Genomic DNA, 24,583 nt, shown 5'->3' with positions numbered 1-24,583 from the left:
TAAATTAAATGTTGAGTTAAAGTAAAAATAAAAAGATTTGAAAGGAGGATGAAACGTGCTTAGTTTACGTGAGATAACTAAGGATAATTGGCTTGATATCATTCTTATGTGCAGCGGAGAAGATCAACAAAATCGAATATTTGAAAAGACCATTGCGTCCAATTGTCTATCCATTGCGCAGGCAAGTATGGATGACCAATGGACAACTAGAGCTATACATGATGAGGATTTATTGATTGGTTTTACTATGTTTGGCTATTCGAATGAGCTGGAGGGCTATGAGCTTTGCCGTTTGATGATTGACTATCGTTTTCAAGGGAAGGGCTATAGCAAGGCGGCATTGCAACTGATTCTGGCAGAGATGAAAAAACAAACCACGGATTCGGGAATTCTTGTTTGTTTCCAGTCGGATAATTCGATTGCAAAGAAACTTTATGAACAATTTGGCTTTAAGGACACCGGCAGAACGATTAAAGGGAATGTAGATGAGCTAGTATATTCAAACACTTTTGAGGGATAAATGAATGGTTAGCTTGTACCTTGTCTAACTTTATCGTACATTTGCGCTGGCCGCACTTTCCGCAAGACCACAACTATGAACAACCACATTCTTGTGCTCTCACGCTTCAGACTCTTACGGCATGTTAGGGGGTTCATATCATTAGCATTCCTTAACATAAAAAGAAAAAAGCATCATCTCCGAAGAGATGATGCTTTTTTTGGAAGAATCTTTCGTTCCTTAAAGATTCTCATGGGTTTGGCACCCAATGATTCCGACTGGCCACTAAAAAGAATCGGGATTATTGGAAGTCAAAAACACTTTAAATAATAGTTACTTGCGTAGTATAACATATGTAGAATATAGGCACAATAGCGATATTCTAAAATCCCTAGAATAAGTCTGTGACACATTGACACATATATAACTTACATACTTCTTTGGATAGGCTAGTTTACTTCAGAAAAATAGGTATAATTAAACATAAAGAACAATAATCAGTTATGAAGTATGTTTAAGAATATGAAGTCCGTTATTAAGAGATTTTTGAACAATCGAGGGAGTGTAAAAAATGAATTTTTTATTAATATTTATTATTGTAGCAATCATCGTTGCATATGCTCTTGTTGGTACGTTGTTAATTACAAAGGATTCTGATTCTAATTATAGTGGAAATAAAAGCATTAGTGATCAAGTATGGATATATTTCGCTTCAATTCCAGTTCTAGCAATTTTCGCTCTAATTTATTGGATTTTTAAAAATTAGTTTTTATGTTTTAAATGGACACTGTGCAATATGCAAAGTGATAGGAGGATTTTAAATGGATAATAATGATATTTTAATCAGATTAAGATATGCTCTCGATATAAAAAACAAAGACATGATAGAAATATTTAAACTTGGCGGCATGGAATTCACAAAAGAAGAAGTGCTACTAATCCTGACAAAATCAAAAGATGATTATTATGATGAAGTTGATTATGATGATGATACTGCTGAGAATGAAGAAAATATCAAATGTGATAATGTGATGTTGGAGTCATTTTTAAATGGCTTTATTATTTTCAAAAGAGGAAAACAAGATCCAAAACCAGGACAACCTGAAAGAACAGCAATATCCAATGAAAGAGTTAATAACCTCGTTTTAAAGAAGTTGAAGATTGCACTGGAATTAACAAGTGAGGATATGCTTGAAATCTTAGAAAGTGCAGGAGTCACTGTAACAAAAGGAGAATTAAGCGCTTTATTACGAAAAGATGGCCATAAGAATTATAAAGAGTGTGGAGATAGATACGCTAGGAATTTCTTAAAAGGATTAGCTATAAAATATAGAGATAAGTAAATAAATAAAATTGATTTTACGTAAAGGTAGCACACTCATTTGAGTGTGCTATTTTTGTTTTCATTATCCAAGTCCATATAGAGCTTCAAGTAGTTATAGAAGATAACTTTCTATTAATATTTCAAATCGATGGGACCTATTAATTGGATTCTTCTCTAACACATCTATTTATCTAATATGAAAACCGGGGGAAAACTTGATTTCAAAAAAAAGCTAATTTCTTGATTCGCCAAGCTTCACGCAAGTGTTCAATCTCATACGAAACTATATTTTATTTTTAAATAGTAAACGTATGTCTCTATCATCATTAGTGAAATTTCGTATCTTACAAAATGGGAAAGAGCTGTGCATCAGTATCTAAAGAGTATTTAACCTATGAAGGGAGTTGAAAAGTGGTAAATGCATTGTGTTTTTAAAAAAGTTAACTAGTAAGAACTAGTTAACTTTAGATACTGACATCCTCAATAGTTCTTTAAGAACATAAAGGAGAGACAACCATGTCTTTCACAGATATTCGCCCATAATAATCAAAGTAAAGGAGAGAATTTTGTTGTATTTCACTAATGAAGAAATTCCAACAATCGCAATAACAGGCAGTAATGGAAAGACATCAACACGTGAGTTCATTGCATCTGTTTTAGAAACTCGATGGAATGTATTAAAAACAGTTGGGAACAAGAATTTACCTACTAGCACCCAACAAATGATGGCCCAATTTGATCCTACTAAACATGAAGCCATCCTTTTAGAATTAGGAATGGGAAAACAAGGTGCAGGGGAACAACACTGCAATCATTTTCAGCCTAATATATCTGTTATTACTAATATAGGCACAGCTCACTACGGTAATTTAGGAAATAGTATTGAGACTACAGCTCAATACAAATCAGTATTGATTAAACGTATGAAATCCGATGGTATATTGCTTTTAAATAAAGATGATAAAAACTCAAAGCAATTGGATACATCAACTTTTAAAGGAAAACTCATAACAATAGGAATAAATTCAAATGCTAATTATAAAGCATCCAATATCGTGTATCTTAGAAATGGTATGAGATTTCATGTCACAATGAATGGACATAATGAAGAATTCTTTATCCCTACATTTGGGGAACATAATGTATATAACGCGCTATTTGCTATTTCACTTGCTGACAAATTAGGTTTTCCATTACAGATAATTCGAGAGGGATTAAAAAATTATCAAGTGCCTATTAAGAGATTAAATGTTTACAATTTAAAAGATGAATCAATTCTTATTGATGATACTGTAAATGCTAATCCTCAGTCCGTTAAGGCCGCAATTGATGTACTTATTAAAATAGGCAAAGATAAAAAGAAAATCGCAGTTCTAGGAAGCATGTTAGAATTAGGTGACTATACAACTGAAGGTCATTACGAGATAGGAAAGTACGCTGCTGAGAAAAAGGTTGATGTAATTTACACTTTCGGGGATTTATCGATTGATATACACAAAGGAGCTATTGATCATGGTTTTCCGATAGAAAAGATGAAACACTTTAATGATCGTAATGAATTGCATCATGAATTACAAAGCTCAATGGAGCACAATAGCATCTTTTTAGTTAAAGGGTCTAGTTTAATGAATATGAATAAAACGGCCGAGTATTTGCGGAATAATTTTCTTTACAACATGGTTTTTAACAAAGATCTCAAAGATGAGATTTTACTTAACCCTACTACATTCGCTTTAATGAAAATCGAACAATCCACGATTATCCTTCAATATGGTTCTTTTTCAAAGACACTTAATATTTTACTTGATGACAAAGTAAGTGATGGAGAAATTCAACTTCCCAGACATTTATCAAATAATCTATCTATTATTGATTTACCATATGAATATATAGTGAAAGATAATCATATCCAAATTGGACCTATTATTGGTTTTCTTGTTTACACTCGCTATATTGATGATTCAAAGCAACAATTATTACGTTTAAAAGATTATGACAAGATTAAAGGTCTCATTTTTATGTTCAGGCCTAACGAGATCGATAGCGAGAAAAACACTCTAACTGGATACTATTATGATCCTGCTACAAATGAGTTTAAACAAGGTACATTTCCTTATCCTTCTGTTGTTTTCAACCGGATTCCTCTTCGAGAAAAAAGATATCAACAGTTGAAAAAGCGTTTAGGAGACAATATATTTAATTATCCTTATCGAAACATCGATAAATTATCTTTTTGGGATAAAATGAAAATCGTACCTAAGCTAAAAAAGTACCTTCCAATAACAAAGGCGTTCACTGGAGTGAAAAGTCTGTTATCTATATTTAAAAAGTATGATTCTGTTTATTTAAAGCCAGTATCAATGGCAGGTGGTAATGGCATTATCCAAGCGAAAAAACTGGATGATGGCTTCTTGTTAACCGATTATAATGGTGAATGTTTTCATTTAAAATCAGTCAAAGAATTAAAAACGGCACTTAAAAAGCATTTATTAAACAGAAAGTATATTATTCAACAAGAGATAGAATCTTTTACAAATACAGGTGAAAAAATAGATTTTAGAATTTATATCCAAAAAGATTACACCATGAAATGGAAGCTTTCAGGAATTGAAACGAAGATTGCAAAATCAGGCAGTGTTGTCTCAAACTCAAAATATAGGGCAAGAATCGAACCAGGAGAATTAGCAATTAGTAAATATTATAATCTTAGTAAAGAGGAAACAGAAAAGAAAATTAATGAAATTACAAATGTATGCATACAAGTCTTAAAAAGAATGGAAAAACAAGGATACCTTCTTGGAGATGCAGCAGTGGATTTCATATTGGATAAATCAGCAAATTTGTATTTACTTGAAGTACAGATAGATTATGCTGCAGAGATTAAAGCTTTTAGAGAAGAAGATGAACAGAGAGTTCTTCCCTTTATACTATCGACACCTTTTGAATACGCAAAAGCACTTGCAGGCTTTTAACTAAAAGTCATTAATTAGTTAGACATGGTAGCTCGAAAAATGTGGGTGAGGCCTCGTTTTCATAATAATGGCTTAAAATCTAAAAAACAAAAGGGTTTCGGAATAATGACATTCCGAAACTCTTTTGCCTACAGTCTGAACCTGCCTTTAAAAGTGATTTCTTTTTTAGCGTCAACCAAGAAGAGAATATAATTAAACAGAAGATTAATCAGATTTTTAGAATGGAAAAGATGATGCAAAGTTTATTCTTTCAAATCTTGATAAAACAATCAATGCATGCCTTTCCATTCTCCTTGGTTTTTGGATGCTTTTTCTTTTTTCGCCTTTTCTTTTTTTGCTCTATTAGCATTTGCACTGCCAAATTCTTTAGAGAATTCTGAATCAGTTTTACTAGAGTCGAACCCTTGTTTATTCTTTTGTTCTGCGTCATTTTTCTTAGTCCGTTTCGCCATAGGTATCACTCCTTTTTTTTAGTATGAGAAATGAAAGTAGAAATATACTTGATCGCTTTTTGCAGGTATTTATCAAGTGCAAAATAAAGGGAATGGCAAACTTGCCACTCCCTTTATTCGTTCACATCGAAATTTGTTTTAATGTAATCCATTTCTTCTTCAGGGCTCATAATTCCAGTTGCTTCACCAATAGTGCCTCCTTGATTGTACCAAATAGCATTATGGTCTCTTGCTACTTGTGAAAAATCTCCTTCAGCCCATCGTTCTAAGATTGAAATGTAAGTTTGTTTGTGTTCAAATAAACCAGCATCTAACCACAAATAAAGTAAATTAAACTAACCGTTACATAACTATTCCCTATGCAAAAAACACCCATGGTTAACTTAACAATGTTTCTCGAATGTCATATTTGATTATTTTCAGAAATTATTGCATAAAATAGTCCATTGAATATTAATATTCAAAAAAAGAAGTGTTGCACGAATTAAAGACTAGCCGGTCCTATCATTAGAAAAATTGCATGATGAGAGGAGGAACAGGGTATCTTCACTTACACACAGGTCCCTAATTAAACGTTTCGAGTGAAATTAATTAATTCAATCTGTAAATAATCTAAGTAGTCTGTTGCTACTACCATATTCATTATAGGAGTTGAACGAATAATATAAAAACAGAAGGAGTGAAGAAAATGTTTGGTAAAAAGAAGGACCCACGATTAAAAGCATTAGAAAAAATAAAGAAACAAGAAAAAAAGGAAAATGATTTGGCGGATAAAAAATTGAGTAATCTATATAAGCGGTTAGAGGAGTTTAAGAAAAACATGAAATGAAACAACAAACAGGGAAGTATTCCGTCTTGCTCGAACCAACGACCTCCAATTTGTCAAAGGAAATAAGTTAAGTAAATGGTAAGTAAAGATTATTAATGTGAATCATCAAACTTTTTAGATCCTGATATTTTAATGTACTTCATCGGAAGTTCTTTTTTGTCCAAATTAACACCGTAAGAGCTACATGGATCGTGCATTCTTTATGTTGCATTATATTTATTTAACAGCAAATAGAAAAAACACCATCTCCGAAGAGATGGTGTTTTTTGGAGAAACCCTTGTTCCTAAAGGTTTCCTGCGGGTTTGGCACCCAATGATCCCGACTGGGCTCGAACCAGCGACCTCCACCCTGTCAATTTAGTTCTCCAGAAACAAACGAGTTAAGCTGAGTTAAATAAGTTTAAATAAGTATGAAATTACTGGGTTTTAAGAATTGATAAATCGATTCAGAAAATTAAAATCAGCTCAGAAAATTAATTATGCGGACAAATTGCAGACAAAAAAGTATTCAGGTGGTCTGTATTACTTTTATAATTGGTACAGTATACAACAGTTTTTATTCATGATAAATATAAGCACTTCATGGGTCTCAAGCTGGTGCAATACAGAAAATTGGACGTAGTGTACTCCCAAATGAAAAATGCTTAAAAAAAGACAAAGAAGATTTACTTAGCTTGCTGAAAGAGTTAAGTTAGCTACCGTCCATCACTAACAAAACCTAGATATCCAAGCTTATAACAGGCTTAATAATATTCGACGCAGAAGAGCCTTTCTGTGCGGAACTTCTTCATTCAACTCTTCGATATAAACCTTCAGTTTTAGTAATTCTACCTAACCGTTACCGAAATTTTATGACAATAACTCTTATTAGCTAATAACATTTCACACCAACTCAAGCACTCGTTTCGTATTTTAGCTTCAGTCAAATATATTACTAACGTTTTCTAAGTTAAACAAAAATTACGTGAACAACACTTACATATTTACAATTATTAGTTGTTTAATCAAAGATGTTTCATCACATCATAACTATTCATTGCCATTTGTATATGATTTCGTAATTGTGTTGTTAAACCTACAGACCCTACAATCATTGTAAAACCGAATGTTATCTTTATTAAACGCATTAGTGAGTCCAATTAATTATAAATTAGTTGTCAATCCTAATTAAATAGTAACATATGAATAAAAATTTCCTAGAATAGTTCAAGTACATATATATATATAAGAAAAAAGTGTAGTTAATAAGATTCACTTTCCCAATACTGCATGTCGAAAAAAGTGTTAACATTAAATTAACAATTATGACTACTGAAGGTGAATTATGGAAATTTTTATTAATTTTACTCAGCCTATAAAAAATTTACTTCCCACTTATTGTGTTGGAACAAATGAAGTTAACATCTCTAGGGTATTGTTTAGATCCTTATATGAATTTGAACACAATATAATTAAGTATGATTTAGTCCAAAGTGATTATCATAATGAAGACTATACGTCGTGGATAATAAAAATTTTTCCGTTTCAATGGAGTGATGGTAGTGAGGGGACTATCCAAGATGTAGTAAACACTTGGAGTTATATAATTAAAAATAACCTTTTTCATTCTTCATATTTATTATCTATTGTTGGGTCAACCAATTATAAGAAGGGTATTCTCCCTGATATTAGCGGATTACAAATAAGGGACAAATATACAGTCAAAATAGATTTGAAAAATCCTATACCCTATTTTAGAGAAATATTATCAAATATAAACTTTGCACCTGTAAAAATGAATGAACAAAATGAAATTTTTCATTATAACAGAGAGGACTTTAACTCTCATATCCCCTTTATTACCAATAAAGATACATTTATTGATAAATGGACCAATCGGGAAATAGCTATTGAAAGTAAGAAAAAAAGAAATGGTTTTAATAAGTATAATTTTACTTTTACAAATAATTATGATGAAATACACGATAGATTTATAAGTAACAAATTACATATTCATGATGGTGGAACAATTGACGATAATGATACCTCTGTATTGTTGAATAAGTATATGAAATACTATGATTTTTTAAGCACATATTACTTGTTTTATAATACTTCGAATGAAAAGGATCTCCCTCTTGATTTAAGAAAGAAAATGAATTTTGTTGTACATGAAAACAAGAATTTAATAAACAGTAAAGATAAAGTTCAAACAGATAGACTTGTTCCTCTTTCCCTCAGAAGTTGGCAAAAGAGCAAGAAGGATGTATTTCATAAAAAAGATGAAATGAAATATATACAAGAAAGAGAATTAGTATTTATATGTAATGACGAAACTGCATATATCAATCTATCTAAAGAGTTAATTGGGTTGTGGAAGAAACAGTTAGATTTAAATATTAAATTAGAAGTTTTAACATGGGAAGATTTTATTGAGGCACTCACTAAAGGGGATTTTGATATTGCTCGTGCTGGATGGGTTGCTGATTTTGCTCATCCTCACAGTTTTTATGAAGTATTAACCTCTACCAGTTCATCAAACTTTGCTAAATGGAATAATAGTACATTTGATACTATATTTAATCAATCAGGGGGCGAAAAAAACTTTATTGCAAGAAATAATTATTTCGAAAAAATGGATTTTCTAATAGAAGACGAAGTACCAATCTTACCAATATATGAACACAAACTTAGACAATTAGTAAATACAAATGTAGATTGTTTTGATATTTCCCATACTGGAATTATTAACTTTAATTCTACAACTTTAAAACTTTAAAGGAGGTGATAATTATGAAAAAGATTACTGTTCGTAAACTTGCTACTGTAAGTGTACCTCAACTTCGCCCGGGAACATGATAGTAAATTTGTTAACTTTAGGAGGTGTAATTATGAAAAAGATTACTGTTCGTAAACTTGCTACTGTAAGTGTGCCACAACTTCGTCCAGGAACATGATAGTAAATTTATTGAATTTTAGGAGGTGTAATTATGAAAAAGATTACTGTTCGTAAACTTGCAATTATAAGTGTACCCCAACTTCGCCCAGGAACATAAGATTTAAATCATAGTAATTTAAATGTACCTCAACATCAAACAGGTACATAAGTATTTTGAGAGTAGTCAATTTGACTACTCTCTTTAAAAAGGTGGAGTGCCTAAATGGACTATTTATTGAAATATAAGTTAAAAGATACATATGTAAGACTAATACATGAAGATACAATTCAATTTGGTGATGAACCTGGATTTAGTTTTGAGATAGACGATGAATCTGGTTTTCTAAAGCAACTTATACCGTTATTAAATGGAGAAAATAATGTATTTGATATTAAGAGAGAAATGTTTGAATTCTTTCCAGAAATAACTGAAGAATACATATCAGAAGTAATAAATGAATTAGATGAAAATCTATTGATAACAGAACATTCCGTTATAAGTAATGATAATGACAGACACAAAAGTAATATAAACTTTTTTGAAAATTTTTCTAATCTTAAATTCAATAGTCAAGATTTACTTAATCGATTAATCACTTTAAAAGTTGGGATAATTGGGTTAGGGGGGTTAGGAAGCAATGTTTTAACTCAACTGGCTGGTTTTGGATGTAAGGAAATATTTATTATAGAACCAGATTTTGTAGAAGAGAAAAATCTAAATAGACAATTTCTATATAAAACTCAAGATATAGGGTTACGAAAAGCCTTTGTTGCTAAAAAAAATATCCTTTTGTTAAACCCTAATATTAATGTTCAAACAAAAGTGGTAGAAATTACTTCAACCCAGGATCTTGTGGATTCTTTACCAGATGGATTAGATATTTTAATATGTGCGGCGGATCAGCCTTTACTTAAAATCCAATTATGGTGCAATCAATATTGTCAAATTAAAGGCATCCCTTTAATATCAGGGGGATTAGGTTGTACACAAGGTCATTTTCAAACTGTTATACCAAAGAAATCTCCATGTTTAGAGTGCTTTTATCATCAGTTAATTAAAGAAGAGAAGATAAAGAAATCGCTTTTACAGATAATGGAATACGAAAATAAAAATGCAGCTACCGGTAATAATATTAATATGATAGCTAGCTCTATTATGACAGAAATACTAAGAATTTTTGCTTTAAAAATGGAGCCTATTTCACTTGGAAGAAGAGTATTTATTGATTTTTTAAATTTACAATACACATATGAAAATGCATGGAAAAAACATAAATCTTGTAAATGTAACAAAATGCAATTATTTCCATCAAAAACTTTACTAGAAGAAATTGAGGATGAAATATTTGAGACTAAATATTAACTTTGATAATAACTTAGGATTTAAAGAGTTGGATCCTGCTACTTGTCAGAATACCTCTACAGCAAATATATTACATAATATATATAAGGGATTAATGACTTATGAAGGAAACAACTTAGTAAAAGGAACCTTAAATAATTACTTATTTGACAAGACATCAAATAGTTATACTTTTGTACTTGACAATAGCTATTGGTCAAATGCTAAACCAATTTGTTCCAAAGACTTTGTAGAAGCTTGGATAAACGTAATAAAGAAAAATAATTTTAATATACAGAGTTTTAAAGTAATAAAGAACGTAGAAAAATATCTAGAAGGTATTTGTGATGAAACGGAAATTGGTCTTCAAATTTTAAATGAAAAAAGCTTTAAAGTAATCTTGGAGAACAGTTGTCCGTACTTTTTACATTTAACGGCCTCCACTCCTTACTTACCAATTCCTCACTCTATGAATTTACGACAAATCGGATTAATAAGTAATAGAGACTTTGTAATAAAAACACGGAATACTAATTCAATAGTACTTGAAAACCTAGAAAAAACAAAAGAGATTTGTATAACCTGTGATGGCAATGAACAATCAATTCATCGTAGGTTTATTCAAAAGGAAATTCAATTAAGCGATGGTATTCCAGCAGAGTATATGGACTTTTATGCAAAAAATAATTTGTTAAAGTATGTCCCAGAGTTTGGAACTGCATTTTTACAGTTTAATTGTGAAGAATTAAACTTAAATGAAAGGATTAAAATAGACAATGCTATCAATGTGGAAAAATTAATGGAATCATTCATTCAATTTAAAGCAACAAAGAAATATATTCCATGGGATTTTTATAGTGAATATGAAATAGAAATAGAAGAAAACGAGACAGCAACTGAAATACCAGAAGCTTTTTTAAAAGAAAAATCCCTAAACTTATTGGTAAATGATATAGAGCAATATACAAAAATTGCAATTACATGTAAAGAACAACTAGAAAAATCCCTAAATATTGAAGTTCAACTTGTTATAGTTAATTGGGAGGAATTCACTGAAAAATTATATAAAGGGGAATTTGATATTGCTCTAAGTGGTTGGATTGGTGATTTTTTTGACCCTATTTCTTTACTAAATATTTGGGAGACAAATTCTCCTAATAATTTTTCTAAATTTTCAGACCATGAATTTGATGATCTTGTATCCTCAAGTCAGTTTATAGAATCACGAGTAAGTAGATTTAACATACTCAAATTAGCTGAATCAATTTTATTTGAAAAAAAGACTATGGTTCCTCTATACAACTACAGATTACCTTTGTTAATTCAAGATATAGTATCACATAATTTCAACCTTTCGCCGCTTGGTATTTTTGATTTTAATTCACTCACATATAAAAACGAGGTGCTTTAAATGAAAATAAATAATAACTCAACTATCCAAATGTTTTCATTGTTCATTGATAAATACAATGGACAAGAGGAAGAGTACATTGTTGGAAGAAAAGAAACAGGAGAATATATAAATGTCCCACGGGTGGCTATAGAATCTATAGATTTGTTAAATCAACGACTTACAATCGGTGAGGTTGAGTCAAAATTATCTGCAAAGTATAAGGAAGAGATAGGGGTTCTTGAGTTTGTTAATACCTGTTTTGAAATAGGGTTTATTAATAAAGTAGATGGAACCGAAGTTACCTCTATTAATGAAAAACAAGTAATTAAAAATCAATTCTCATTTATTAAGCCTAAAGTTGCTAAAGTATTCTTTAATATATATGCATGGTTCTTCTATATAGCACTATTTATATACTCAATGGTTTTATACATCGCTAGTCCAAAGTCTTTACCAAAAATAACCGATTTTCTATTTCATGATTCTTTAACTATTGTAGTGACTTTTGGGTTGCTTAGTATGTGGGGGATAATTTTTATTCATGAAATAGGACATCTTATTGCAGCAAGAGCACACTCAATAGAAAGTAAAGTTAAATTTGGAAGATCTGGAATGTATCTTGTCATAGAGACTGTAATACCTAATATATGGGCAGCTACAAAGAAAGCTAGAAATGAAATTTTTTTAGCAGGATTGGCCTTTAACTCTCTCATGCTATCCTCAAGTCTAACTATTGTTTACCTTCATGATATTGGAATAATAAACTATTCTGAAGAATTATATAGATTTGTGAGGTTTATAGTTATCATTAACATCTGGAGTTTTATAACTCAGCCACTGATTTTCACAAAATCAGACTTATATTATGTATTGAATAATCAGTGGAATTGCACTGATTTACATGGATATACTGCACTTTATACTAAGAAAAAATTCGGATTTCATTTAATTAGTGACGATATTGAAAAACTAAAGAATATTTCTAAACAAGAAAATATTAGTATAAAAAAGTATCTTCCCATATATTTATTAGGTCTGATATTTTCTTTTACCGTAGCTATTGTTTACTCTGGTCTTACTTATTGGTACTTTACTCTTTCTAAAGGAATTTTATTTGACGGAAAAGTATTAACTTTGCAATTCTGGGATCGCTTCTTTGGGGTGGGTTACTTAATAACACCATTCATATGGCTATTTGTTTACATAGTAATAGACTTTATTAAAGAGAGGAAAGAAAATCTCTTTAGTAAAAGGAGGGAATTAAATGAAGGTAACTCTTAATAATGAAATTCTAAACCAAAAACAGAAGAACTCTATATGGAAAAATAAAAATTTTACGAATTTACTTATAGGGGGAGGATTTTCTGTAATTGGATACAGATTATATTCTCTCATTATGTCTTGGTTTGTAATTGAGCTCACAGGCTCTACCTCTATTTTAGGGATGTTATTTGTTTTTTGGGCAATTCCTAACATGTTCTTCATGATTGCAGGGGGAGCTATTTCTGATAACTTTGATAAAGTTAAGATTATGTGGTTTTCAGATATATCCAGAGCAATTGTATTAACAGTACTATTAGTACTATATCTATTTAATTTATCTTTTGTATATTTATTATTTATAATCTCTCTAATTTTTGGTATTAGTAATGCTATGTTTACTCCAGCTAGGGATGCTTTGGTACCTGAAATTTTGGATAGTGAGGATATTCAAAAAGGAAACTCTATGCGTGAATTGATAAATCAATTGGCTATTGTATTAGGTCCACTAATAGGAGCGTTAGCTATTGAAGCTATAGGGGTGGGAGAAGCTTTTATAATACCAGTATTTTTTATGTTATTCTCAGCAGTGTTTATAAAGAAAATAACGTATAAAAGAGTCAAATCTCCAAAGAAGAATACGAAAAAAATATTTAAAGAAATAAAAGAAGGTTATAAACTTGTAAAAAGTAATAACTCAATAGTTTTTATGTTTATTTGTATGGCAATATTTAATTTCGGATACTTTGGACCTATGGTGATAGGTCTTCCATATTTGTCAAATGTTGTTTTAGACTCAGGAATAGGTGGATTTACTTTTTTAGAAATTTCAATAGCTCTCGGAATGATAATCGGATCAATTATATGTTCTAAAATAAATATGAAAAAAGTTGGTGTAATTGTTTATACTGCAACAATAATTTCTGGTCTATTATTTTCAGTGATTGGCTTTATTAGCAAAATCTTATTAATTGGATTAATCCTATTTATTATAGGTTGTTTAGTTACAATTATTAATATCCTTATGTATTCTACAGTTCAAAAGGCATTTGATGTAAAGGTATTAGGAATAGTTTTCGGATTTCTCAATTTTATTGTTGTGGGTTTAGATCCTATTTCGTTTTTTATATCAGGGATAGCTTTTGACATATATCAAGTCGAACTTGTTTTCCTTACTGGTGGTTTATTAATTGGTTTAGCAGGAGTGATCGGGGTTAGTTTTAAAAGTACAAGACAATTAAAAACAACTTAGAAAGGAACAAAATATATGATTTATGCTATAAAAACAACCAAGGAAGAAAATTGGTTGAGAGTTTGGGAAATAATTGTCAAAAACAGAATTAAGGGGATTTTTCCTTACTTGGATTCTAGTGGTTACTATACAGAAATAACGGAAAAATGGAGTAGAGTGGAAATTGTAGGGGAGGAGTTTCTCCAACAATACTTAATTGAAGAAAGTGCTTCACAAGAAATTGCAAGTACAGAGTTACAAAATATAGAAAAAGAAATGGAACTTTTAATTCTAGAAGAAGATTCTTTTACAAATTACTCTAGTATTGTTTCCTTTGCATACCAAGTAGATAAAATACATTGGTTTAAAGATAAAGAGGCCTTGGTAGACCATATAGCTTTAAACTCGAGTAATAATAAAACATTCGTTATTCTTAGTTCATATTTGGGAATGGAAAATTTAGACTTTTTTGAAAATTACTCTTTGATATTAAATGATACAGGAATAATAACTGCTACAGATGTTGAACAACTTTCCTGGATAATCCTAAAGGGGGCTTTAAGTAATTTTTATATAACAGAAGATACTTTACAAGAAAAGAAAAATGTCATTACTTTACCACAATCAAAGAAAAAATTTAATAATATCCTAAACAATAGTACTATTTATAATAATGAATCAACTTTATTGGACTCATTTAATAAAATCACCAATGAAGGTTTAATAAACTCCTTTTATATATCTACTCATGGTACGGAAGATTGTATTTTACTAAGTGACAGCATAGTGTGTGGACAATCCAAAAGATTTAGAGGGGAAGGAATGGACTGTAAGATTAACAAAAATTGTCCTATTCATAAAAAAGGGATACTGGCTGCAGATATTCCAGCTAATTTTGTGATTAATAGTACATGTTTTGGTTACAGACCCTTTAACTCTATATTACCTTCTTCTGTTACGTTAAGTAATGCATTTTTAGATAACTATGCAAGTGTTTATATAAGTTCTGTTGGAATTAAACATGGACCTGATGCAGAAATTTGTTTTTTACATAACTTATTATTGCATGGAAATACTGCGGGTGAGGCTGTAAGCTTGTTGAATAATTGGTTATTTCAAAGTAATGTTGATTTCCCATGTTACCTAGTAATAGGGAATCCAAAGCAAAAATATAAAGGTCTTGAAGAAACTGAAATGGTAAAAATCACAATAAAAGAAGATACAGATTCTTCTTCAAAAATAATTTTAAATGATATAAGAGGAAAATCTTTGATTAAAATTAAACTTAATGAAGCACTAAATTCTTATAATTTTGTGGAAAATACTTCAAGATCTGAATTTTTCTATTCTATATTAATAGAAAACAATGTTCGTTATCTATATTTGTATTCTTGGTCAAAGTTCGAGCGTGAGAGAATAGAAATTATTCTACATGAATCATTACCACATTTGGATTATGTACCAGGTCATGAATTAAGTTCTATTGAAAAACAGATAGTTGGTAATAAGTTTGAAAATGAAACATTACAATTAAATAACTTATTGGTAGAAAGCTCGAAATTAGTTAAAGAGGTAAAATATAATCCAGAGGTTTTTTATAAAATTAAAAGAAACTATCAAAAAGTAAATGAAATTTTTTCAATTTTAAATCAAAACATAATAAATAAACTAATGGACAAAGCATCTAGTTCTGCAAGTATCTTTCTTCCAGAAATGTATGTAAATCAGGTTCAAATGATAAACAATTCTAAAAAAAAATCCCGGTGTTTTATATGTGATAATAAAGCCAACGAGTATGCTTTTCAACATCTTACAACTAAAGAGCAAAGGTATTTATTATATTGTCCAAAATGCGGTTGTATCTCAGATAGACCTGAAGATAATAAACTCACAATTGAAATTTATGGAGATACAAATATTCCAAATGAAGGAATATTTTCACAATTAATTAACTTAAAAAATACATCTAACAAAAAAATTAAAGGGTTTGCATTTTTAACTCATTTGGGTCTTGATGAGTGGTCGTCTAGTAATAAAAAAAGTATATCTTTTGTCCTTGAACCTGGAGAGTCAGTTCATGAAGAAGTGCAATTTACAATAAAGAAAAAGATTCAACCAAGCATATATTATTTTAAGTCCATGGCAATTGTAGATAGTCAACTATATTATTCAAACAAACCAATTTATATATTCAAGAAATTTTAAAATATTTCAACAAACCCTTGCATATTCCTTTCTGAATTGGGACAATATGTATATTCGTTTCAGAAAGGGATCAGTTAATTTGAAAATAGGAAATATTATTAAATTCGAGCGTAACGGAGGAAATATCACCCAAGAAGAACTAGCTAAAGATATTTGCTCAGTATCATATCTGAGTAAAATAGAAAATAACTCAACGGTTCCTAGTGATGAGATTGTTAAACTTTTATTTAAGAAATTAGGTATACCTGATATTGTAAATAATAATAATGATTTAGAAATTGAGCAATTTTTGTATGATACTTACCAAAAAGTCTTAGAAATCAGAGAAGATTTAGAAACTAATATTAAAATTACAAGTAGTGAATTTTCTCTAACTAAATACAAAGTATTATCTCAATTAATATCTTGTAGATACTTAATTCAACAAAAACAATTAGATGAAGCTGCTAATATAATGAACCGACTAGAAAAGATATTAAATTCTTTAGGAGTAAAGGAAAAAATAATTTATTACAAAAACAATGGCTTACTTAAGTATTATAAAGGAGATTTTACAGGAGCTATCAACGATTATAACCAATGCATAGATAATAGTATTTCTGAGTTTGATTTAGCTGATCTGTATTATCAATTAGCTCTAACTCATGGGAAGTTGCTGAATAATACTAATTGTATCGAGTACATTTTAAAGGCATTAAATTATTATAATAAAGAGTACAAATTTAAAAAATCAGCTGAGTGTCAAGTAATATTAGGTATATCATATCAACGATTAGAAGAATATGATTCATCTATAAAATGTTATAGTCTTGCTATTGAGATTGCTTCAAATATTAATGATATAAATTTAATGGGAACCATCAACCACAATATTGGTTACTTATACGCTTTAAAAAATGATGCTTTTCGTGCAATAGATTATTTCGAGAAAAGTCTGAATTTAAGGTTGCCTTTAAAAGAAGGTTGTAATAATGAAGCCTCTTTAAAAAAAATCCTTAATACTATTCACTCACTGATACAGCTTTGTTACAAAGATAGAAAAATTAATAAGTTAAAAGAATATATACTAACCGGCTTTAAATTATTAGAAAATTTTAAAGATACTTTAACTTTCAAAGAATATGAATATCATCTAAACATCTATAAAAAAATAGAGGAAAATGAGGAAAAGTGTGCTGAGTATCTAGAGACTTTCATAATTCCATATTTTCAAAAGACAAATAATAAACGTTACGTTTATAAGTATTCTAAAATGCTAGCGAGTATTTATGAATCCAATCGTAAATACAAAAAGGGGATTTTTTATTATCTTCTTGCTAATAAAACCATTGAATCATTACTTCCAAAAACAATAATAGAATAAATAGGAGTGTTATAAATATGAAAAAATTATTAAAAATCTCGATAGTTACATTCTGTTTACTGAATTTAATATACCAAAGTCCTCAAAATAACAATAATAATTTATTAATTGCTGAGGAGGAATTTCCGGATTCAGTTGTAATTATACCTGTAAAAATTTAGAATGTTTCTTTATCAAGAGTGTCTGAAATTTTTCGGTGGTGCTTTAAACCAAAAGAACCCATATTATTTGCTGAACTATAAAAAAAATTTAAAAATTATCTTTATAGTTAAATAAACAATTTAACTCGTTGTCAAAATTGGGTTTGTGTAATTCTATAAATATTTAGTGTGAATTCGGAAACTTAGTTTAGTTGAAAATTGAAAAGAAAATAAGAACTAAAACGTTTTCTTTATTCGCAATTTAACAGTTATTATTATTAATATACTTTTCCGTGAGATAGCTACTTTTAATTAGTTGTTAGGACAGTAATAACAACTCCTATTACAAGTAGTTTTTTGTAATTTAATCCTGATATTTGAAATTTAGCCAATTAAATACTGACAGGTATAAAAATTATTTATGCATTACTAATGAAAAATCATTTATTGATGGGGGAGAGATATGTTCTTAAAATATTTTTATGATGATAAGTTATCCCATGCTTCATATCTAGTAGGCTGTCAAACCACAGGAGAAGCAGTTGTTGTGGACCCTGCACGTTACGTTGATCAGTATATAAAAGTAATTAAAAGTGAGGGAATGAATCTTGTTGGATCTTTAGAAACTCATATCCACGCTGATTTCGTTTCAGGGACAAGAGAATTAGCTAACCGGTTGGGAACTAAAATGTACCTTTCAGATGAGGGGGGGGCTGACTGGAAATATCAAAACTTAGATAATCTCCCATATCAATTAATAAAGGATAATGATCAAATTAAAATTGGAAATCTAATATTTGATGTAATGCATACTCCTGGCCATACTCCAGAAAGCCTTTCCTTTATTTTGACAGATGGAGAAACCAAAACAAATCATCCAATTGGAGTATTTACTGGGGATTTTATTTTTGTTGGAGATGTAGGTCGTCCAGACTTATTAGAGAAAGTTTCAGGCATTCAAGGAACATCTCTTACTGGTGCCATGGAAATGTATGAATCCATATCACGATTTAAGTCTTTAGCTGATTATTTGCAAGTTTGGCCATCCCACGGAGCTGGAAGTGCTTGTGGTAAATCTTTGGGCGCAGTCCCATCTACTACAGTTGGATATGAAAAACGCTCCAATTGGGCTTTACAACATGAAAATTTTAATAGTTTTCTAGAAAATTTGTTAGAAGGACAGCCGGATCCGCCACACTATTTTAATGCCATGAAACGTATAAATAAAATAGGACCTGAAGTAGTTAATGAATTACCTTCACCAAACTTTATTTCTAATATTGAAGAATTAAAAATAATGATGAAAAAAGATGTACAAATTATTGACACCAGAAGTTACGATGAATTTTCAAAATCTCACATTCCCGGCACAATTAATATCCCTTTCAATAAATCCTTTACAAAATGGGCAGGATGGACTATGGATAACAACCTTCCAATTTATCTCTTAACTAATCCGAAACATCTAGAAGAATTAATGATCTCCCTTCAGGCTATTGGTATGGACAAAATCGAATATTATTCAAACGTAAACGAAATTATTCAGTTGTTTTCAAAATTAGAATCTTATCAAAATTTGACTCGTGAAGAAGCTGGATTTTTGATTGATAATGGAGATGTATTTATTCTGGATGTTAGAAACAACTCTGAATGGGCTGAAGGGTATATTGAAGGAGCACGACATATAAAGCTAGGAATGCTCAGCAGTTGTATTAATGAGTTACCAATAAGTACCCCCATCCTTGTTTATTGTAAATCTGGAACGAGGTCAGCTATTGCTTCAAGTATTCTCCAAGCAGGAGGGTTAAAAAATATTTTTAACCTTTCAGGAGGTTATTTGAAATGGAGTGCTCCTTCCTATGCCTCGAAAATTGTTTGACGGTTGTTGAAGATTTTTAACCATATCATCTGACAATAAGAGAGAAGGGTTCCATTTACTAGAGTTGTTTAGCCATATCGTTTGTCAGCTTAAACAGCTTGTGCTTACAATTGGAATTCGAAACCGACACTAATTTCAACGATATATAACTATTAATTTTTTATTGCCACTCTGTATAGAGTGGTTTTTATTTAGTTTTAAAAATCATTGATGAAAAATAAGTTAGTGAATTACTTAAAATTAGAGGTAAATTCCGGACCGATTTGTTATTCTTTATAGATCATTTAAACAGCATAAATCCTGCTGCCAGTACTGAGAGAAGTGACATGTTTATGGCATTCTAAAAATGTAGTCTTTGGCAGTTAATTTATGTAGTCTCTCTCGAGACTATTTGAATAAAAAAAGTCACTTGTCAACAGCATCCCATACATTTAAACTCTCTGTGATTGGGCTAACAATTACAGGGAGGTAGAAGGAGTGTTAACAGTGACTGACGAAAATTATATCAGACAAGAACTGAATCTTAAAGGTCGTCCCTATTCGGAAGTGGCGAAGCAGATGGGGATCGATTTTCGAATCATGAAGAAATACGCAGATCAAGAAGATTGGAACGAACCAAAGCAGATACAACGTCGAAAAGCCCGAGTGATGGAGGCTGTCAAACCATTTTTAGACCAGTGGCTGTTGGAGGATTCAAAGAAAAAGAAAAAATTTCAACGCACCTCCACGCGAATGTTTAATCAGCTGGAGAAAGAGCCTAACTTCCAAGGTTCGTACCGTGCAGTACGGGATTACGTAAGTCGGAGAAAAAAGAGTTGGGTGAAGCGGCCGAAGCTGCCTTGCAATTAGAAGCAAAACCAGGGACTGCGCAAGTGGATTTTGGAGAAGCGCCTTTTATACATAACGGTGAAGTCATTGACCTGCTCTACTTGGTTCTATCATTTCCCTATAGCAATACCTTTTATTTTCAAGTGTTCCAGTCACAATATCGGGAGTGCTTCCTAGAAGGTCTGAAAAGAATCTTCCATTACACCATGGACGATAACCCATTTATGGCGTTAACATCTGTTTTTTTCGATCAACTTATCTCTCAGTTCTATAAAATGGCCGATGAAAATAGCGGCAAGCTAAAGATTCCTACAATTTTCTTATTAGATGAATTGCAAATGAATATGCAGAGCTACGTGGTCAAGTAAAAGGCGCAATAGAAACATGGGATTTGATGGAGGCTATGTTCCTAGATATTAAAGGAATTGGACCTAAAACCCGCGATAAAATGATGCTCAAAATTCAAGCGTTCTGCACGAAAAGAAAAAGCTAAATTGGTGCAATCTGTTAAACAGTAAAGGTAGGGTGAAGGGAATGGATAAAGCAAATGAAGTACCACTTATTTGAAGACAAAAAGTTCAATTTGAAATTCGATTTCACTGTTCAAGAACTTGAAGACTTCGTGGAGCTTTGGAAAGGTGATATCAGTGCAGAAAATATCGCCAAGAAAATGAGTAGAAAACCACTCGAAATGGGATTGTTAATAATTGATCGTGCAGAAATGGGATTGATTAAGCAGAGACCAAAAGGCATTAATGGACTATAACAGGGAATAACCATGAAGGAATAGTAAAAGAATCGTTTAAAATAAACGATCCCCAATTAAAGCAATTAAATATATCAACAATATGGTTAGTGCAATGGACAAGATAGGAATAAAAATATTGTTTTTTAAGATATCAAACAATGTAATTGACCACCCTTTTCATAGATTTATTTCATTATCAACTTAATAATCTATTTAGTAAAGTGTGCTGAATAATGTTTTTATGGAGGTCAACTATGAGAATGAGAGAAATAAATATTAGTACCAATGGAGTAGTAGAATTGGATATAATGGAACTACCACCAAGTTGTGTAGCGATAATATCCAAAGGTAAGGCGAAAATGTCAGAGCTTCCTGCTTTCGCCGAAACGAAGATTACCACACATCAAGGGAAAGTGACTCGCGTGAAGTGGGATGAGGGGGAAGAGTTTTGACTATCGCCGTGTTCTTAGATACAAATATCATTATGAACGATTATAAGATGGAAAAACAAAAATTTAGTGATTTTTTGAAAGTACATGAAGAGTTGAATACAGATGATAACTTTAAATTATTTCTTACAGAAATGAATTTACATGAAGTTATTGAACATTACACAAAGGATGTAAATAGTGTAATAAAGCAGCTAAAAGAATTCAGTGGAAGGCTCAATAAAGTATCGAATATTGAAATTCAAGGTTTTGATAGGAAGACAATAAAATCTTCTCTCATCGAAGATTACAAAACAAAAATAGAAGAGATGTTTTATATTCATAAACCCACTGGGGACGTCTATGAAAATGCGATTTCAAGATTTTATGAGACAAAGATGCCTTTTAGAGATAACAAAGCTGAATTTAAAGATGCGGTAGTTTGGGAAACGGTAGCTGACTATGCTAATAGTAATCCTGATGAGAGAATCTATTTTATTTCTGATAACCATAAGGATTTTGCGGTAGAAAAGGAAGATGCGACTTACGTCCTACACAATGATTTTGATGACGAAGATGGAAGAATCAAGTATTTTAAATCAATAAATGAGTTTTTGAAGGAAATTGAACATTTGAAAATTCACGATTTCTCTTTTCAAGAAGTACAGGAAATATTGGAATTAATTAAAAATTATTTAGACACCAATGCTCAATTTGATGATGCAATAGATCTAGAGCTTCACTCGTTTTTTTCAAATAACCATTTCAGTGAAGATTTTTACGAGGGATGGGGAACGGACTATGTTATTACGGAGGTTTCTAACGTAATCCTTGATGAAAACCGTGAAGTATTAGAACATGAAGAATTTTTTTACATTCCAATCATTTCTGAAGTGAAAATAGAATATGCAGTTGAAACAAAGAACCCTGTCTATGAAGGTGAAGATGACGATGAGTTCATTCAATCTAAAGCAAAAGAAGAAGAATTTTTACTTACGTCGTTAATTCACTTTAACGCAACAACAAAAGAAGTAGAAAAAATTGAAGAAGTTGAAATTGATTATTTATAGCCCTACCAGCCAACTGGAGGACACTAAACAGCTTTAACACTGTCTAGTTGTCCTCTTTTTTATTTCATTCATAGCGAAATGAAAGTATTAGAACTACCTGGATTTATGCACTGAACTCGAATTGATTGAACTAGACTTAGAACGAGTAGATGCAGATATGGATTACTAGTTTGTTAAGGGCAGTATTATGTTGAGCAGCGTGGGGGCAGACAAGTTTGGTTCGAAAGAGGCTATTGAACGAATTGAATTTCTAAATAACAAAAAGCATGGCATTAATAAGCGATTGGAACATTATCGAGAAATGAAAGAGGATTACGAAACAGCATTGAATAAACTAACTGGACTTGATTATAAGCAGTAATGCGCCTAGTGAAATATATGAAAACAGAAGAGATAGCTGCAGAACTTAATTACTCAGCAGGTTACATTCGAAACGTTATCGCAAAATGTGTAAAAACATGCGCTACCTATTGACACATGGTGTGGTACTCTTTAAATAAGGAGTATACAGCACGCAACTTGAGTAGGGTTTTAGTGAAGTATACTAACTTAGTATAACTAAATAAGAGAATTTAAAACGCCTGGGCACCTGTCTTGGCGTTTTTTTATGATGTATTTCTGAATTTGCTTTGAAGTTTTTCGTTTGGTAATATTAAACATATGACGAAAACATTAAAAGGTAATTGGCGTGAGTTTACCGAATTAGTTCGTGAAGATCAACGCAAGATGGATGAAAAAACTAGCTTGCAGAAAGAAGCCACTGTTAAGAAAAATGCCTTAAAAAAATAGATCGAGTCGCAAGAGAAGATGTACGTATTCAAGAAATCATACAAACACCTGTTTTAACTGAAAAAGAACGTTTGTTCAAATCAGCAATCTCCATGAAAAATTGGATTCTGTTTTGGTTCGCGTTAATCTCCCTTGTGGTGATTGTGTTAGTGACTATGTTCGTCGTTGCTTGGTAATGTAAATTAAAGGGATTCTCTCTAATAATGGCGAATTATGTCATTAAGGGAGGTGAAATAATTAGATGACATATGATGATTTTAAAACAAAAGTAAATACTAGAACATTTTATGCTTTATATAATGATGGATATCCAAGAGTAATTAACTTTGTAAATGATGTGTATGGAGAAGAAAATATCAAAGCTTTTTATGGTAAAAATCTAGTAAATGAGCTTGATGTTGAATTATTTTTTGTATTTGAAAAAGGAATACTTAAAGTTTCAAAACAAAAAAATGCTGATTCCGATTTTGTTTATGATTTTATGAAAAGTAAAGTTAATAAAAAGAGTCTTATTACTAGCAGGTATCTCTCAAACCCGCATGTATTAACAGTCTTATTCGAAAATGGAGAGCATATTGTTTTCCATAATAAAGAAGACTCAAATTACGATTGGGCTTCTGAATACTCAGAATTCATTTTAGAATTATACAAAGCTTTGTAAGCATCTCTTTGGAGGTGCTTTTTCTATGTCACAAAAAGCAATTAGCATAAAGGAGGCGGGTGAATAATCAAATGGCAAGAGCGAGAAGTTCAGCCCGTGATAAGGCTTATGAGATTTATAAAGAATCGGAAGGTAAGAAATTACTAAAAGACATTGCTGCTGAATTAGGCGTCTCAGATTCTCAAATTCGTAAGTGGAAGAATCAAGATAAATGGGATGACCAAATGAATGGTAACGTAATTAATGAAAAAGG

At 30.9% G+C, this 24,583-nt stretch carries 24 protein-coding genes and 1 pseudogene; 23 read left to right on the top strand and 2 right to left on the bottom strand.

The features are described 5' to 3' along the window. The first annotated feature begins 55 nt into the window (after positions 1-55). The 4 genes from WBG45_RS04625 (at position 56) to WBG45_RS04610 (ending at position 4,795) form a co-directional block, all read left to right on the top strand. A complete protein-coding gene (locus WBG45_RS04625) occupies positions 56-520 on the top strand; it encodes a GNAT family N-acetyltransferase (RefSeq protein WP_424412610.1) in 465 nt (154 codons plus the stop codon). Positions 521-1,070: 550 nt separating this feature from the next. Next, positions 1,071-1,265 (top strand): BshB3 potential contributor to bacillithiol synthesis, encoded by a 195-nt coding sequence (locus tag WBG45_RS04620; protein ID WP_424412609.1) that lies wholly within the window; start codon positions 1,071-1,073, stop codon positions 1,263-1,265. A 55-nt stretch (positions 1,266-1,320) separates the two neighbouring features. Beyond that, complete coding sequence (locus tag WBG45_RS04615; RefSeq protein ID WP_424412608.1) at positions 1,321-1,842, top strand: DUF1456 family protein; 522 nt, start codon at positions 1,321-1,323, stop codon at positions 1,840-1,842. Positions 1,843-2,392: 550 nt separating this feature from the next. Beyond that, the gene (locus tag WBG45_RS04610) at positions 2,393-4,795 is read left to right on the top strand and encodes a YheC/YheD family protein (protein WP_424412607.1); all 2,403 of its coding nucleotides are present in this window, start codon (positions 2,393-2,395) and stop codon (positions 4,793-4,795) included. A gap of 269 nt (positions 4,796-5,064) precedes the next feature. Here the strand turns inward: WBG45_RS04610 and WBG45_RS04605 are convergent, their stop codons facing one another. Continuing rightward, a complete protein-coding gene (locus WBG45_RS04605; protein WP_016427518.1) occupies positions 5,065-5,247 on the bottom strand; it encodes a hypothetical protein in 183 nt (60 codons plus the stop codon). A gap of 113 nt (positions 5,248-5,360) precedes the next feature. Then, positions 5,361-5,567 carry a DUF6241 domain-containing protein gene (locus tag WBG45_RS04600; protein WP_424412606.1) on the bottom strand — a complete coding sequence of 69 codons (207 nt, stop codon included), beginning with the start codon at positions 5,565-5,567 and terminating at the stop codon, positions 5,361-5,363. A 368-nt stretch (positions 5,568-5,935) separates the two neighbouring features. Between WBG45_RS04600 and WBG45_RS04595 the strand changes: the two genes are divergently transcribed. From WBG45_RS04595 to WBG45_RS04505, 19 genes and pseudogenes are all read left to right on the top strand, one after another. Next, positions 5,936-6,076: a hypothetical protein gene (locus WBG45_RS04595; RefSeq protein WP_424412605.1), complete on the top strand. Its 141-nt coding sequence runs from the start codon at positions 5,936-5,938 to the stop codon at positions 6,074-6,076. A 184-nt stretch (positions 6,077-6,260) separates the two neighbouring features. Then, entirely contained in the window at positions 6,261-6,437 is a 177-nt protein-coding gene (locus WBG45_RS04590) for a hypothetical protein (protein WP_424412604.1), read from the top strand. A 963-nt stretch (positions 6,438-7,400) separates the two neighbouring features. Continuing rightward, the gene (locus tag WBG45_RS04585; protein WP_424412603.1) at positions 7,401-8,834 is read left to right on the top strand and encodes an ABC transporter substrate-binding protein; all 1,434 of its coding nucleotides are present in this window, start codon (positions 7,401-7,403) and stop codon (positions 8,832-8,834) included. 382 nt (positions 8,835-9,216) lie between these two features. Further along, positions 9,217-10,356, top strand: a complete 1,140-nt coding sequence (locus WBG45_RS04580; RefSeq protein ID WP_424412602.1) for a ThiF family adenylyltransferase — start codon at positions 9,217-9,219, stop codon at positions 10,354-10,356. Next, on the top strand, positions 10,340-11,746 hold the full coding sequence (locus tag WBG45_RS04575; RefSeq protein ID WP_424412601.1) for an ABC transporter substrate-binding protein: 1,407 nt from the start codon (positions 10,340-10,342) through the stop codon (positions 11,744-11,746). The genes WBG45_RS04580 and WBG45_RS04575 overlap by 17 nt, the downstream gene beginning before the upstream one ends. Continuing rightward, a complete protein-coding gene (locus WBG45_RS04570) occupies positions 11,747-13,009 on the top strand; it encodes a hypothetical protein (RefSeq protein WP_424412600.1) in 1,263 nt (420 codons plus the stop codon). It begins immediately after the preceding gene. Continuing rightward, positions 12,993-14,240, top strand: a complete 1,248-nt coding sequence (locus WBG45_RS04565; protein ID WP_424412599.1) for an MFS transporter — start codon at positions 12,993-12,995, stop codon at positions 14,238-14,240. The genes WBG45_RS04570 and WBG45_RS04565 overlap by 17 nt, the downstream gene beginning before the upstream one ends. 15 nt (positions 14,241-14,255) lie before the next feature. Next, positions 14,256-16,424 carry a hypothetical protein gene (locus WBG45_RS04560; RefSeq protein ID WP_424412598.1) on the top strand — a complete coding sequence of 723 codons (2,169 nt, stop codon included), beginning with the start codon at positions 14,256-14,258 and terminating at the stop codon, positions 16,422-16,424. A gap of 79 nt (positions 16,425-16,503) precedes the next feature. Continuing rightward, entirely contained in the window at positions 16,504-17,787 is a 1,284-nt protein-coding gene (locus WBG45_RS04555) for a tetratricopeptide repeat protein (protein ID WP_424412597.1), read from the top strand. 603 nt (positions 17,788-18,390) lie between these two features. Beyond that, on the top strand, positions 18,391-19,806 hold the full coding sequence (locus WBG45_RS04550) for an MBL fold metallo-hydrolase (RefSeq protein WP_424412596.1): 1,416 nt from the start codon (positions 18,391-18,393) through the stop codon (positions 19,804-19,806). Between the two features lie 477 nt (positions 19,807-20,283). Continuing rightward, positions 20,284-20,655, top strand: coding sequence for a hypothetical protein (locus WBG45_RS04545; protein WP_424412595.1), 372 nt, complete (start codon positions 20,284-20,286; stop codon positions 20,653-20,655). Further along, positions 20,622-21,002 carry a hypothetical protein gene (locus tag WBG45_RS04540; protein ID WP_424412594.1) on the top strand — a complete coding sequence of 127 codons (381 nt, stop codon included), beginning with the start codon at positions 20,622-20,624 and terminating at the stop codon, positions 21,000-21,002. The genes WBG45_RS04545 and WBG45_RS04540 overlap by 34 nt, the downstream gene beginning before the upstream one ends. A gap of 179 nt (positions 21,003-21,181) precedes the next feature. Next, positions 21,182-21,400, top strand: coding sequence for a hypothetical protein (locus WBG45_RS04535; protein WP_424412593.1), 219 nt, complete (start codon positions 21,182-21,184; stop codon positions 21,398-21,400). Positions 21,401-21,636: 236 nt separating this feature from the next. Continuing rightward, entirely contained in the window at positions 21,637-21,834 is a 198-nt protein-coding gene (locus WBG45_RS04530) for an XtrA/YqaO family protein (RefSeq protein ID WP_424412592.1), read from the top strand. 8 nt (positions 21,835-21,842) lie between these two features. Then, a complete protein-coding gene (locus tag WBG45_RS04525) occupies positions 21,843-22,880 on the top strand; it encodes a PIN domain-containing protein (RefSeq protein WP_424412637.1) in 1,038 nt (345 codons plus the stop codon). 187 nt (positions 22,881-23,067) lie between these two features. Next, the gene (locus WBG45_RS04520) at positions 23,068-23,241 is read left to right on the top strand and encodes a hypothetical protein (RefSeq protein ID WP_424412591.1); all 174 of its coding nucleotides are present in this window, start codon (positions 23,068-23,070) and stop codon (positions 23,239-23,241) included. Between the two features lie 299 nt (positions 23,242-23,540). After that, on the top strand, positions 23,541-23,669 hold the full coding sequence (locus tag WBG45_RS04515) for a hypothetical protein (RefSeq protein ID WP_424412590.1): 129 nt from the start codon (positions 23,541-23,543) through the stop codon (positions 23,667-23,669). Between the two features lie 241 nt (positions 23,670-23,910). Further along, on the top strand, positions 23,911-24,330 hold the full coding sequence (locus WBG45_RS04510; RefSeq protein ID WP_424412589.1) for a hypothetical protein: 420 nt from the start codon (positions 23,911-23,913) through the stop codon (positions 24,328-24,330). A gap of 71 nt (positions 24,331-24,401) precedes the next feature. Next, positions 24,402-24,569 (top strand): annotated as a pseudogene (locus tag WBG45_RS04505) (phage terminase small subunit-related protein); the annotation flags it as partial. Positions 24,570-24,583: the final 14 nt, after the last annotated feature.

The sequence above is a fragment of the Paenisporosarcina sp. genome, assembly GCF_049671445.1.
GTDB lineage: Bacteria > Bacillota > Bacilli > Bacillales_A > Planococcaceae > Paenisporosarcina.
The sequence above is the reverse complement of the archived record's forward strand: the minus strand, read 5'-3'. Positions and strand labels throughout refer to the sequence as shown.